General features: G+C 30.6%; 11 protein-coding genes. 10 read left to right on the forward strand and 1 reads right to left on the reverse strand.

Going from position 1 to position 14914, the window contains the following annotated elements; all coding sequences use genetic code 11:
• The first annotated feature begins 149 nt into the window (after window positions 1–149).
• From N508_RS08860 to N508_RS08905, 10 genes are all read left to right on the forward strand, one after another.
• Window positions 150–842 (forward strand): DNA methyltransferase, encoded by a 693-nt coding sequence (locus N508_RS08860; protein ID WP_023276062.1) that lies wholly within the window; start codon window positions 150–152, stop codon window positions 840–842.
• A 434-nt stretch (window positions 843–1276) separates the two neighbouring features.
• Window positions 1277–2839, forward strand: a complete 1563-nt coding sequence (locus N508_RS08865; protein WP_023276063.1) for an Rne/Rng family ribonuclease — start codon at window positions 1277–1279, stop codon at window positions 2837–2839.
• 256 nt (window positions 2840–3095) lie between these two features.
• On the forward strand, window positions 3096–3689 hold the full coding sequence (locus N508_RS08870) for an RlmE family RNA methyltransferase (protein WP_023276064.1): 594 nt from the start codon (window positions 3096–3098) through the stop codon (window positions 3687–3689).
• Window positions 3690–3706: 17 nt separating this feature from the next.
• Complete coding sequence (locus N508_RS08875) at window positions 3707–4414, forward strand: hypothetical protein (protein WP_023276065.1); 708 nt, start codon at window positions 3707–3709, stop codon at window positions 4412–4414.
• 110 nt (window positions 4415–4524) lie between these two features.
• Window positions 4525–5466, forward strand: coding sequence for a glycosyltransferase (locus N508_RS08880; protein ID WP_023276066.1), 942 nt, complete (start codon window positions 4525–4527; stop codon window positions 5464–5466).
• Window positions 5467–5886, forward strand: a complete 420-nt coding sequence (locus N508_RS08885; RefSeq protein ID WP_023276067.1) for a GtrA family protein — start codon at window positions 5467–5469, stop codon at window positions 5884–5886.
• Window positions 5887–5928: 42 nt separating this feature from the next.
• The gene (locus tag N508_RS08890; protein WP_023276068.1) at window positions 5929–7317 is read left to right on the forward strand and encodes a DUF6056 family protein; all 1389 of its coding nucleotides are present in this window, start codon (window positions 5929–5931) and stop codon (window positions 7315–7317) included.
• Window positions 7317–8147: a glycosyltransferase family 2 protein gene (locus N508_RS08895; protein WP_023276069.1), complete on the forward strand. Its 831-nt coding sequence runs from the start codon at window positions 7317–7319 to the stop codon at window positions 8145–8147. Before N508_RS08890 ends, N508_RS08895 begins: the two co-directional genes overlap by 1 nt.
• Window positions 8148–8519: 372 nt before the next feature.
• The gene (locus tag N508_RS08900) at window positions 8520–11558 is read left to right on the forward strand and encodes an Ig-like domain-containing protein (RefSeq protein WP_023276070.1); all 3039 of its coding nucleotides are present in this window, start codon (window positions 8520–8522) and stop codon (window positions 11556–11558) included.
• A 57-nt stretch (window positions 11559–11615) separates the two neighbouring features.
• On the forward strand, window positions 11616–14444 hold the full coding sequence (locus N508_RS08905) for an Ig-like domain-containing protein (RefSeq protein WP_023276071.1): 2829 nt from the start codon (window positions 11616–11618) through the stop codon (window positions 14442–14444).
• Window positions 14445–14482: 38 nt separating this feature from the next.
• Here N508_RS08905 and N508_RS08910 read toward each other — a convergent pair whose 3' ends face one another.
• Window positions 14483–14911, reverse strand: a complete 429-nt coding sequence (locus tag N508_RS08910; protein ID WP_023276072.1) for a phage tail assembly chaperone — start codon at window positions 14909–14911, stop codon at window positions 14483–14485.
• Between the last annotated feature and the right edge of the window lie 3 nt (window positions 14912–14914).

Here is a 14914-nt window from a genome sequence, read left to right on the forward strand (position 1 = left end):
GGATTTATTCCGTGCCTGCGTGATTTCAAAATTTCATGGATGAGTGATTTTTACAAGAGATGCCTTTTCCTGCCAGAGTAGGAAGGAAAAAGAAAAGCAGCTTTAGAAATTTTGAATAAAAATTTGATAATATCAGGAAATTTAATATAATGAATAGTATATGGAAAAGTGAAAATAATATAAAAATTAATCAAAAAAATAAATATAATGGAATAGATTTACTTGATAATTTAAAAGAAAACAGTGTGAAAGTATTTTTTTTTGACCCGCAGTATAGGGGGATTTTAAATAAACTTTCTTATGGTAATGAGGGTGTAAGCCGTGGCAGAGCTAGAAGCAGTCTTCCACAAATGAGTGAAGTTCTAATTTATGAATTTATATCTAAAATAGAAAAAGTGCTTATGCCCAGCGGTTATTTATTTTTATGGGTAGACAAATTCCATCTAGTAGAAGGGGTTTCTTCTTGGTTTGGTAATATTTCCACACTTTCACTTGTAGATATGATTACATGGAATAAAGAGAAAATGGGTATGGGATATAGAACAAGAAGGCAGGCAGAATATTTAGTAGTGATTCAAAAAGAGCCTAAAAAGGCAAAGTCTACATGGACTATTCATAATATACCTGATATTTGGTCTGAAAAGGTAGAGAAAAGACACCCACATTCTAAGCCAATAAACCTGCAAAAAAAATTAATTGAGGCGACAACCTGTGAAGGTGACATTGTATGCGACCCTGCAAGCGGAGGATATTCAGTATTAGAGTGTTGTATAGATTTGAATAGGACTTTTATTGGCTGTGATTTAGTTTTTGGAGAAGATAATTATATCGTGACGAGATAAAAAACACAGAATTTGTAAGATTGTTGAATTAAAAGACGGAGATACTTTTGATACAAAAAAAGCAGCAGGAGAAAAAGAACATTTAATAACATTTTCAAAAGAGTTTGGGAGTAAAATTCCTTTTAGAACAGAAATATATATTTGTTTTTTTAACCAAAATGATATTAATGCAATAAAGACTGGTTTAAAAAATACTTTTAAAAAAGAAGAAATTTTAACAGGCAGGGCATTTTGTGATATACTTCATATAGATTATGATAGTATAATTAAATCACGCTTAGAAGATGCAGAAGATAATTTTAATTATTTTATAGAAGAACTTATAAAAATAGAGCAGGTAAAAAGCAAAATATTAAGTTTATTAGATAAATAATTACTTATATATACTTTATTAAACAATAAGTAGCAGTGATGTATTTTTAACAGGAGATTATATGTCTAAAGAAATACTCATAAATTCGGGAATACGGGAAGTGCGTGCTGCTGTATTAACAGGCGGTAATGTATCAGAAATTTTTATAGAAAGAGCAAATAAAAAAAGTGCAGCAGGTAATATATATAAAGGCAAGGTAGTAAAAGTGCTGCCCGGAATGCAGTCTGCCTTTGTAGAAATTGGTCTGCAGCGGGCTGCTTTTTTGCATATTGCAGATATTTATACAGGCAGCAGTGATGATATAAGCTATGAAGAAAATATTCAAGATGATGACAGCGAAGAAAGTGAAAACTATGATAAAGAAAACAATGAAACAAGAGTAAATGAAGAAATACATTCAGAGCAGCACTATGCACCTATTGCAGAAATATTAACAGAAGGGCAGGAAATAATTGTGCAGGTAGCAAAAGATGCAATCGCTGCAAAAGGTGCAAGGCTAACTACTCATCTTACAATTCCAGGCAGATACCTTGTTTTAATGCCCGGTTATGAGCATATTGGTGTATCAAGAAAAATAGAAAATGAAACAGAAAGAGAACGGTTAAAAGATATATTGATTAAACTCCGTCCAGAAGGTATGGGGCTTATTGCAAGAACAGTAAGTGATGGTTTAAGTTTAGAAGAATTAGCGGCAGATTTAGAATATATAAAAGGTGTATGGGCGGGAGTAGAAGCAGTTACTCACTCATCTACTGCACCATTTCTTTTATATGAAGACCACAATTTAATATATAAAATTCTTCGTGATGTGGTAACCGCTGATACCAGTAGAATATTAATAGATAATAAAGCGGATTATGAAAAAATGCAGGAGTTTTTTATTAACCATTTATCTAATCTTGATTTAAAAATAGAGTATTATCAAGGAGATGAGCCGCTTTTTGATTTGTATAATGTGGAAATAGAAGTTAACAGGCTTCTTGATAAAAAGGTATGGCTTCGCTCAGGCGGCTCTATTGTTATAGACCAGGCGGAAGCATTAACAGTGATAGATGTAAATACTGGTAAATATGTAGGTCGTCATAATTTTGATGATACTATTTTAAAAACAAATTTAGAAGCATCAAAAGAAATAGCACACCAGCTGAAAATGAGAAATATTGGTGGCATTATTATTGTAGATTTTATAGATATGGAAAGACTTGAAGACAGGGAAAAAGTTCTTACCACTTTGGAGCAGTATTTAAAAGAAGACAGAGCAAAAACATCAGTTGTTAATATATCACCATTAGGACTTGTGGAAATTACAAGAAAAAGAGTGAGGGACAGTGTAACAAGAATAATCAGTGAGCCTTGCCCATACTGCGAAGGCAGGGGAGTGATTAAATCAAAAATCACAGTATGCTATGAAATAATGCGTCAGCTTACTCAGCTGGCAGCTCATCATAAAGGTGCAAATATATTAATAGAAGCTAATGTTGATGTGGCAAACTTAATATTAGAGCATGAAAGAGAATCTATTGATAATATGGAAAATCAGTATGGAGTGCATATAGAAATACAGCAAAATAACAGTGGAATTTTTGAAAGGTATAAGTTAAAAATAACAGGTTATAAACATTAGATATGTTGAATGCTTTGCAGATATAAATATACTGCATTTATGTCATACTGAGCCTTAAAGGCGAAGTATCTATAAATGTATGCGGATAAGATTTTTTGCTTTATTTAGAATAAACATCTTGTAATATATACTTGTGTTTTAATTGCTTAAAATGTTATATATTTAAGAAAAAGTATGCTGTAAAGATATGATAAAATATAATTTTTGTATTGTAAAATAAGTTTTACTAATAAATTAATAAAAGCAGGATAATTTAATGGCAGTATATAACAGAAAAGACAGTTATTATAAGAAAGCAAAGCAGGAAGGTTATAAATCTCGTGCAGCTTATAAATTAAAAGAGTTGAATACTAAATATAAGATTATTAAAAATGGGTATAAAGTTCTGGACTGTGGTGCAGCTCCTGGCGGCTGGAGTCAGGTAGCTTTGGAAATAGTGAGTGATAAAGGTTTTGTTGTTGGTGTTGATTTAAACCCGATTACTGGTATAAATAACAAGAATTTTATAAGTATTGCAGGTGATTTTACAACTGATGAAATATTAAATCAGGTGCTTAATGTATGTCCGTTATATGATGCTGTAATTTCTGATATTGCACCACATACAATAGGAATTAGAGATGCAGACCATACTAACTCTTTAGAATTAGTAGAAAAAGTATATGATTTTACAATAAAAACATTAAAAAAAGGCGGCTCATTTTTATTTAAACTTTTTGAAGGTGAAGGCAGAAAAGGCTTAGTAGAAAGGCTTAAAAAAGATTTTAAAGATGTCCGAATAATCAAGCCTGATGCAACAAGGCAGGGCTCTATGGAAATATATATTGCAGCTTTAAACAAAGTAAATTAATGATATGGAGAATTAGTATGTTAGATAAAGGTGAATTAGAAGATTTATTAGTAAAATTAAGGCTTGGCACTATCTCAATAGAAAGTGCTGTCAGTGAAATAGAGCAGAATTTTTATTCAGTAGATGATAATGATAATTTAACCGTATGGCAGAAAGTTGGCTGTCCTTTTGATGAGATGACAGAATGCAGCGGCAAAGATGCTCATTATATAGAAATGCTTATTCAGCAGCTGCATAAAAAATATCATAATTTCATATTAACTAATGTTGATGAAAATATAATGAGAGAGCTTGCTCCAAAGTTTAATAAATGTATTTTTTTATATGATGCCGGTATAATTACATATATAGAAAAAGAGAGGGAAATAAAATATGATAAACCAGTTGCGGTTATTACTTCTCTATCTGTTGATGATAAAATAATAAAAGAGCTGGAAGCAATGTTTAATATTTTAGGTATACCTGTTGAAATATGCAGTATATCAGAATATGAAACAGTTTCTATGCAGGTTGTAAAAAATTATATTTCAAAAGCAAAAGTTGTAATTGCTGCATACGATAATGATATAAGGCTTACATCAATTATATCAAACATAACCAAAAAACCAGTAATACTGCTTAGCAAAAATAAAAATTCTACAAGATATATGCTTTCAAATGGTGCTTTGCTTGCAAAACCGGGAAGTGCAGTATCAGCAGCTATGGCAGTAGCAAGAATTATTTGATAAATTAAAGTGATTAATTTTTATAATACAAACAATTATAAAATAAGTGCTGTATTTGTAAATGTATTTTACTGTCTTAAAAAAATCAAAATTAATAAAATAGGTGTTTTATGAAAAACAAGTTAATTTCTGCATTAATTCCTGCTTATAATGAAGAAGAATGTTTGCATGAGCTTTATAAAAGAGTAACTGCTGTTTTATCAAAGCTTGAAAATTATGATTATGAAATACTTATAATAAATGATGGCTCAAAAGATAAAACATTAGAAATATTGCAGGAACTGCACGATAAAGACAACCATATTCAGTATGTAAATCTTGCAAGAAATTATGGGAAAGAAATAGCAATGGCAGCAGGTTTTGATTATGTAAAAGGCGATGTGGTGGTTATTTTAGATGCTGATTTACAAGACCCGCCAGAATTAATACCAGATATGATTTCTTATTATGAAGCAGGTTATGATGATATATATGGCAGAAGAAAATCAAGAAAAGGTGAGACATGGTTAAAAAAAACTACGGCAAAACTTTTTTATAAACTTCTGCAAAAATCTACAAGAGTGGATATTTTAAAAGATACTGGTGATTTCAGGCTTTTAAGTCGCAGGGCAGTGGAAGCATTAAAGAAGTATAAAGAGCAGAGAAGATATACAAAAGGTTTTTTTGCTTTAATTGGCTTTAAAAAGAAAGAATTTTTATATGATAGAGATTCGCGGGTTGCAGGGCAGAGCAAATGGAATTATTTTAATCTTTTTAACCTTGCAATAGAAGGGATTACATCATTTTCTAACTTCCCTTTGCGTTTAAGCTCATTTTTAGGCATTATTGTTGCAGCTTTTGGGTTTATTTATATTGTATTTTTAGTTTTAAAAACTTTGATTTTTGGTGAGCCAGTTCGTGGCTATCCAACATTATTATCAGTAATAATATTTTTAGGTGGTATTCAGCTTTTATCACTTGGTGTAATTGGTGAATATTTGGGAAGAATTTTTGATGAAGTAAAAAACAGACCACTTTATTTTGTAGAAAAATACAGCGGTGATGAAGAATAAATGCAGTTTTTAAAAATATTTTATGATAAAACATTTTTAAAATTTATAATAGTAGGTGTGATAAATACCATAGTTGGAGCAGGTGTAATGTTTGCATTATATAATATTTTTCACTTCTCTTACTGGGTATCATCTATTATGAATTATGTTACAGGCAGCATTGTAAGTTTTTTCTTAAATAAATATTTCACATTTAAAAGCAGCTCTTTTTCTTTTAAAGAAGTTATTTATTTTATAATAAATATTGCTGTATGTTTGTTTATTGCTTACTCGCTTGCAAAACCATTTGCTGTGTATTTATTAAGTGGATATTCAGTCAGTGTGCAGGAAAATACAGCCATGTTTACAGGTATGGTAATATTTACAGGTTTAAATTATTTATCACAGAGGTTTATTGTATTTAGTAAAATACAGCTGTAAAAGTGATTTTTTATATATTTGCAATGCTTCAGGGGAACAAATATGTATAGCTTTTTTAAAAAGTATATTGATTTATTTACAGGCAGGCAGTATTTAGCCTATGGTTTTCTTTTTCTGTTATGTTTTTTAATCATGACAGGGCAGAATTTCAGGCTGGTGCCTGGAAATGATGATATTGTTCATACTATACTTATAGATAAATACGGCAGTGCATTAAATTTTATGATAGAGCAGTATAAAGTATGGAACAGCCGTTATTTTACATCTCTTATAATGGCATATATTATGGATAAAAATGTATGGCTTTGGAGAATATTGAATACATTTGCATTATTTTTACTATTTGTTTATTCTGCAAATATAATAAAAGCATTATATCGTTTAGATATTCAAAAATATATAATAGTTTTATATGGCATATTTGCTTCATTTGCTCTTTTATCATCAGGTATATGGAGATGGAGCATCACATGGGCTACAGGTTCGTTTAATTATTTATGGCCTGATTCTGCTCTTGCAATATCTTTTTATTATTTATTAAATTCTATGCTTAATAAAGAAAAAATCAAATTATTTCAGTGTGTAGTTTTAATTCCTGTTGTCCTTTTTGCATGTAATACAGAGCAGACTGCTTTAATATGTATTACAATGTATAGTATTGTAATATTATATTATATATTAAAAGAAAAATATTTTGATAAATATATATTAATATTATACTTATTTATTACTGCTTCTACATTAATTGTTTTTTTGGCTCCATCTGTTCCTTTAAGATATGCAGCAGAAGTTAAAACATGGTATCCTATGTTTAATGATATATCATTAATCAAAAAGGCAGTATATGGCTATGCTTACACTGTGATATATGGCTTTTTATTATATAATTATATGAATACTATTTTATTATCTGCATTATTATTTATTATATTAAAAAAACAGTATAATAATATAATATTGAATATTATCAGCTTACTGCCATTATTGTATTCTTTACTGCATTATATTATAATTCAATCTAAATGGGTATTTTTTCGTTTATTTTATAATGTAAATGCTTTTTCTAAAAGTATAATTTTAAATAATTATAATGAGCCATTTATATCTGTGATAACAGGCACTTTGATGATTTTAATTATTATATACTGTATATTTAAAATTAAATGGCAAAGTATGGAAATAAAATATTTAACTCTGTTGTTTTTATCAGCAGGGTTAATGTCTGCATTTATATTAAGTTTTTCACCAACAATATATGCTTCTGGAGAGAGAATATGGCTTATACCATATACTATGTATATTTTATCCATCGCTGCGGTATTTATGGAATTATTGCGTTATATAGATATAAGCTCAAAAAAATTTATTTTTATTTTTTCTTTATATTTTATTGCAGGGTTAGTTGATTTATTTGGCAAGGTATATAGATAATGTCATTTGTAATAATTATCCCCACATATAATGCTGAAAAGGCAGGTATAGAAATGCTTTTAAAATCAATTAAAGAGCAGAGCATTTATCCTGAAAAAATATGTATTATAGATTCATCATCTACTGACTGCACTGTGGAAATATGCAGAAAATACGGCTGTGAAATTACTATAATAGAAAAGAGCAGCTTTAATCATGGCTTAACAAGGCAGCTGGGGATAGATAATAATAAAAATTATGATTATGCAGTATTTATGACACAGGATATTCGTTTAAAAGATACGAATACATTAAAAACACTGCTTTCATCGTTTAATCAGGAAAATACTGCTGCTGCTTACGGCAGGCAGTTAACAGATGAAACATCATCATTTATAGAAAAAATCAGCAGAAGTTTTAATTATCCGCCATATTCTATTATAAAATCAAAAAATGATATTGAAAAATATGGCATTTCTACGGCATTTTGTTCAGACAGCTTTGCTGCATATAAAATATCAGATTTGCTTGCTGCTGGCGGTTTTCCAAAAACTGATTTTGCAGAAGATATGCTTGCAGCTGCACAAATCATACTATCTGGTAAGTTAGTTTATTATAATGCAGAAGCTGAAGTATTTCACAGCCACCCATATTCTATAAAAAGTGAGTATGCAAGGGGCAAAGCAATAGGCAGAATGCATAAAGAAAATAAATGGCTTATTGATACTTTTGGCAGAGCAGAAAATAAAGGGAAAGAGCTTTTACACTCTCTTTCTTTTCACAAAAAAATATTATACATATTACAGGCTCTTCCAAAACTTATAGGATATAAAACAGGCAGATTATTTTGACAGTATATATTTTTCTCAAATATTAATAATAAATCTTCTATTTTAATCCATTACATAATAGTTTAATTTATAATATTTTTTTAAGCTTATATTTTAAATATTTTTATATTTTCAGCCGATTATTTTATGTTATCAATTTTATCTCAATAAAAATAAGGTTAGATAATCTGTATAAATATAATATTAACATAATCATTATAAATGTCTAGTTTTGAAATATTTTTATTGTTACAGATATTTATAGTAAAAATATAAAGTAATTTACTATGTTTTTAAGTATTAGGGGGGGGAAATTGTGTTGACAACTAATAAGATAGCTATTATCTTATAAAATCAGTTATGATGTTTTAAAATTTAAAAGGAGTTTTTACTATGAAAAGAGGTATTGTTTTTATTTTTTTATTACTTTTTGTTTCCTCTTTTATTTTTTCATGCTCAAGTAGTAGTGAAAACAAAAGTTCTGGCGGCATCAGGCATATTTATGAAGAGTCTGAAAAAAATGCAGCAGAAGTTACCGGTATTAAAATTGCAGGTAACTACATTGAACTTGCAAAAGAGAATGGGGGGGGGACACCTTTGCATTACAATATAGGTGCATCCGCTCAACCAAGCAGTGCAAAGAATAAAGCTCTGCTTTATACTTCCAGCGACCCTGAATTAGCTGAAGTATCAGATGATGGTATTGTTACCATTAAAGATTTAGGCACATTTTCCATAACTATTCAATCTGCATCCAGAGAAGATATTTGGCAGAAAGTGGATTTTTATGTTAGGGAAAATATTAGAACGGATTTAGATATTGTAAATAATCCTTTATCTTTTTTTGGTTCATATTCAATTAGTCAGTATGGTATAAACAAAAGCCCTGATACTAATGTGGGTGGCAGTTTTTCCATTAATGCAGATAAAAAATCTATCAATAATCAGTTATCTGCATCTCTGCTGTTTAACGGCTTGGATATTCCTATTGATTTAAGTATTGAAGATGTAGCAGGTATGTCTTATGATGAAACTGCAAAAGCTGTTTTCAGCTATTTAGATGGTAAAATTAAAGACAGTAAAACAGTTATTATTCGTTTAAAAGCAGAAGAACATAGTAAGTTAGTTGAAAATCATATTGTTAAAGATGGTGATATTCTTTATCTTACTATTAAAAAAGAATACGATTTAGTTACAGGTCAAAGTCATGTTGATACTCATCCCGTTCAGGTTACTAAAATTGAAGTAGAAGATGAGCATAGAATGGACAGGCGGACAGATACTTATAAAATGCTTGCCCCTGTTATATATCCTGTTAATGCCAGCAACAAAGCAGTAGTATATTCAACAAGTGATGAGCAGACAGTTAAAGTTTCACCAACAGGTGTTATTACTCCCTTAAAAGAAGGAGCTGCGGAAATTACTGTAACATCAGTATCAGATAGAGAAGTAACAAGCACAACAAAAGTTCATATTACAGACAGCACAGTAAGAGTTAATGAGATAGTATTTGATAATATTGATAATCAAATATATATAGGACATCCTGTTACTGTAAATGCAGCAGCACTTCCTGAAAATGCAACATATAGAGATATTACTTATTATTCTAAAAATCCTTCTGTTGCAACTGTTAATAGTGCAACAGGTGTAGTTATTCCAAGACACAAAGGCACTGTTGAGATTGCTGCTGTTTCAGATAAAGGCAGTTTTGAAGAATCAGTAATATTAAATGTGGGGGTATATCAACCATCAGAGCCAGTGAAAGCTATTGTTAATATACCATCTAAACTTGATATTTCTCTTGAATCAGACAGAAAGATAGAACTTAATGGTAAAGCTGTGCCAACTTATGCAGATAATGTTACACTATTATACAAGGCTGATGAAAGTGGCTGTGTATCTGTAGATGAAAATGGGATTGTAACACCATTAAAAGAGGGCACTGGTATTGTAACAGTATATTCTGCGAAATATCCTGAAATTAAAAAGGATGTAATAATTGCAGTAAGAGAAAAAGAAGAAAAAGTATATGTTACAGAAATAAATGTAAATCAAGCACCATCTACTCTATATATTGGTCATACACACCATACTTTTATTCCAGAGATTATACCTGCTGATGCTAATATTGATAATGAACTAACAGTAAGTGCAGATGATAATAGTATAGTTAAGATTGAGAAAATAGGAAGTGAATATAAAGTTGAGCCATTAAGGGAAGGCTCTGTTATTATAACTTTTCAAACAGCTAATGGGGTTACTAATGAAGTTTCATTAAATGTAGGAAAAGTTATGAATGTAAAAGGATACTATGCTATTGATAGAGTAGAATATACTCTGGCAGATAAAACTGAAATATTTACTCCACAAAAAGATAACCTGCAGGGTGAATTTGCAATTAATTTATTAGAAGATAAATATTTAGTGCAGGGCAGGTTGCAGTATACTCCAGCAAATCCATTTATTTCTTATACTTTTAATAACTGGCGTTATATTTATGAAAATAGAGAAATCATGCTTGATACAGATGATAAATATTATAATCAAACTAAGGAAATGTTATCAGCACAAAATATTAAAGTAACAAGTGCAAATACAATAGAATATACATATACTCAGGATAGTTTTAAAGCAGTTATTCATTTAACAAAAGTAAATGATGAAGTAAAAGAAATACTTGACAGGACAATGTATATGACACCTGTTGATATGGCAAAAGACCCGCATAGTGCAGAAGGTTATTATGAAATGACATGGTTTTATGGCAATTCCTTTAATACTGCAATGTTAGAAAGGTATCCTGCGATATATTCTACTTCTAAAAGTGAAATGCCACAGTCAAGCAGTATTGGGACAAAATACCATAAAGAATGTCCTGATAAAACAGCTTGGTATGACTGGTCTGCCTGCTATGGTGGCGGTGGTGGAGAAAATAGTTCTGTAACTTACTATAAAGGTGCATTTACTGTAAAAGTTGACGGCACAGCTGATGAAGCACAAGTCAGCTCTATAATGAAAGTCCAAACACAAGGTCATCAAAACTATAATCTTCAATCTTGGGCTAAATATATGCATGGTTCTTTTAACCCGCTTACAATATACCAAAATCAAGCCCACAGTGGAAATATTGTTAATAATTCTTTAAAAGCGACCATTAAAACTTATAAGTCAAACGAAGGCTCAAAAGATGCGGCAATAGCTTATACTTGGCAGAATGATAATATAATGCAGTATGAAGTATTCTTTAATCTTAATTTTGAATACAGATTTATGTATCGTGCAAAAAAAGTAAGCGACAGGTATATTGATTTGCCAACTGATAAATTTGTAAATGGCGATGTCAGTGATAGAACACCGCCAGAAGTGCCAGACCTTGCTCAAATTGTGCCAGTAGAAGATTTTAAAGGTCTAGTAACAGCTATTGAGTAGCTTATAATATTTCAGCCTGCTTAAAAATTATGCAGGCAGTGAAAAAAGAGTGATAATATGAAAAAATATAAAATATATAGTAAATTATTGCTTATCTTTGTTGTTATTGCAGGTATTTTTGGCTGCACAACATCAGAAGATAAGAGCGGTGGTGGTGTTCAGGTAATATACCACACTGCTGAGACAAAACCACAGATATCTGTTTATTCTAAATATATACCTGTAAATATTGGTAAAAAACAAAATATCAGTATAAATGCTTCTGTTATTCCAGAAGCAGAAGCATCATCTGCACTTATTTATTCAAGCAGTAATAATGCTGTTGCTGCTGTTTCTAATGACGGCACAGTTACTGTTAATAAAGCTGGTATAGCTGTGATAAATATTGCCCTTGAAAAAGATAAATCTGTTAATAATCAGGTGATTATTAATGCATTCAATAAAACAGCTGATGTGGAAAATAGTCCAGCAGTTATGGCAGTTGCAGTTGATGAAACATATCTTAAAATCAAAAAAGGAAAAGGGCTTGCCATATTTCCAAGTGTTCGTCCGGGTAATGCAGTAAATAAAGAGCTGGCATATCTTTCTACTAATGCTAATGTGGCAGAAGTTAAAGACGGCTTTATAAAGGCAAAAAATTACGGCAGTGCGGGAATAATAATTTATTCTAAATCAAACCCTGAAAAATATGCTTTTATAAATGTGGATGTAGTAAATGAAGAAAGCAGTAACAGCGGCTCAGGCAGCTTTACAGCACCAGATGGCACTGCTCCAATTGATTTAAATAAAGACCCTATGTCATTGATTGCGAAATATCAAATCCTTGATTATTCAATAAATGGCGATAAAGCAAAAACAGCAGATTCAGCAAGCAGCCTGCGTGTAAATGTTAATTTAGATGGTCTTGGTGCAGGTATTGTAAAAATATTAATGTATATTAATTTAAATGGTAGGGAAGCCCGCCTTATTCAAAAGAAAAATATAAGTAATTATGGCAGTATTCCTGATATTTTTACATCTCTTGGTGCAAAAATAACAGGCGACTATACTATGGAGTTTACTCTTGACCCTGTTAATTATACAGAGCTTGCAAGACAGGGTATAGTAAATAAAGGCGATACTCTTGTATTAAATATTGGTAAAATTCAGGCATTTGCACCTGCCGGTGGTTTGGGAAGCGATATTATTTTTGATGAAAAATCTGTGCCTGTTGAAGGTGAAAATACAGATGACAGCAATACAGAAACACCTGAAACACCAGAAGATAATAATAAACCAGATGAAATACAGGTAAAAAGCATTAAATTTGATTTAGAAGAGTTCAGCCCTGTTGCAGTTAATGAAACAATACAGATTAATGCAGAAATCTATCCTGATAATGCAGCTAATAAAACTCTTGTATGGAAAAGCTCTAATGAAAGTGTTGCAACAGTAAATAAAAATGGGCTTGTTACAATACATAAAAATGGCTCATCTGTAATAACTGCACAATCTTCAAATGGGATAAAAGCAGAAATGCAAATTGTGCCTGCAGCAGCAGTTTATAGTTTTAATCTTAACAGTGATAAGATAGAATTAACAATGAATATAGATGCAGAAGCAAATATATCATATCAAGTTTATCCTGAAATATTAAATAATTCAAATCATAATGCAGAATATTTTGCTGATGATACTAATATAGTATCAGTTGATAATACAGGTAAAATAACTGCTTTATCAGCGGGTGAAACATTTATCCGTGTAACCATTAATGATATTGTAAGAGAATGCCATATTATAGTGAAGCCTGAGCCTGAAAATGTTATCACAGTAGAACAAATTGTATTACCATCTGGCAGTGAAGGCAGATATGAATTATCATTAGGCTCATTTACTTTGGAAACTAACATTATTCCTGAAAATGCTTCTAATAAAAGGCTGAAATATCAGTCATCAAATCCACAAGTTGCAGAGATAAATGCAGCTGGCATCGTAACATTAAAAAATACAGGTGAAACAAATATTACAATTACATCTTCTAGTAATCCTGATATTAATGCAGTATATAAAGTTATTGTAGAAACACTGCCAAAAAATGTAGTATTTGAAAGATTTGATTACGGGGTTGCAGTTGGTGAGACTTCTAAAATTATTCCAGTATATGAAGGCAGTCCGTCTAACACTAATACAGTATTTAAAATATTAGATAATCACAGCATTGCAGAAGTAAATGAAAAAACAGGTGCAGTAACTGGGTTATCTTCTGGCACAGCTTTATTAGAAGCGGTTACAGAAAATGGTAAAAAAGCAACAACGATTATTACAGTCTATACACCTGTTGTAAAAGGTAATGTGCATTCATTGCAGGGAACATACCAGATAATAGATTTTAGCCAGTATAACGGCACTCTTAATGTTGGAACAAATGATTATGGTGGTGTGGAACGCATGATAGGGGAGATGACTATTGAAGTTAATGGCAATAATGTAAAAATAAAAAGTAAAATCCAAATGGACAGCAGTGCAATGAATAATTTTGGTGGTATTTTAGGACAAGGTAAAGAAGAAGCAAGAAAAGGTCAGTTTCAATATACTGAATACACTGAAGCTGCATATAATGCTTCAGGGTTTGGGACAGCAGGCAAAACAAGTGCAAAAGTTACTCATGACAATGATATGTTAAAATTATATCAAGAATGGAAAGAAATGAATATTGCAACAGTGCAGGTAAATACTTGGATTAAGAAAAAATCTGATACTATTAAAGACTTGAAAAAAGATTATTTCCATTGGAGTAAAAATGGTGCAAATTATGATGCACCAGCAAATGCAGTGGCTCATCACCCAGCTGTAAAAGCTCCAGAAAAAGAGCCATATTATACTTATGGTTTAATTACAAAATAACTTTAAATAAAAAGTGCGGGCATAAAAACCCGCATTTTTTATACATATTCAGGCATAACAGGAAAAATCACATTATCAGGAAAATCAAGCTGTTTTGTAATATCTCTTAAATTCTGCTTATACTGTAAAAGTGCAGTGTAGTATTCATTATTTTCTTCTATTACATTAAGATATACCTGTTCTTGATATTTCATAAGCATAATATCTGCCTGCTTTAAAAGTTCATCTCTTTTACTGCGAATATTTTCTTCCATATTATCATCAATTATTTTATATACTTTTTGTATATGTGTATTCACTTTAATATTATTTTTCTTAATATATTCTTCTACTGCATTATATTCCTGCCTGTATTCATCATTATATGGTATATGGCATGGAATATTGTTTCTTATCACAATATATGAGCCGTCATCTTTTTTCTCTATTTTACTAATTTCGTTTATAAATAAAGTTTCATCAAACATATT

This window comes from Mucispirillum schaedleri ASF457 (assembly GCF_000487995.2).
Classification (GTDB): domain Bacteria; phylum Chrysiogenota; class Deferribacteres; order Deferribacterales; family Mucispirillaceae; genus Mucispirillum; species Mucispirillum schaedleri.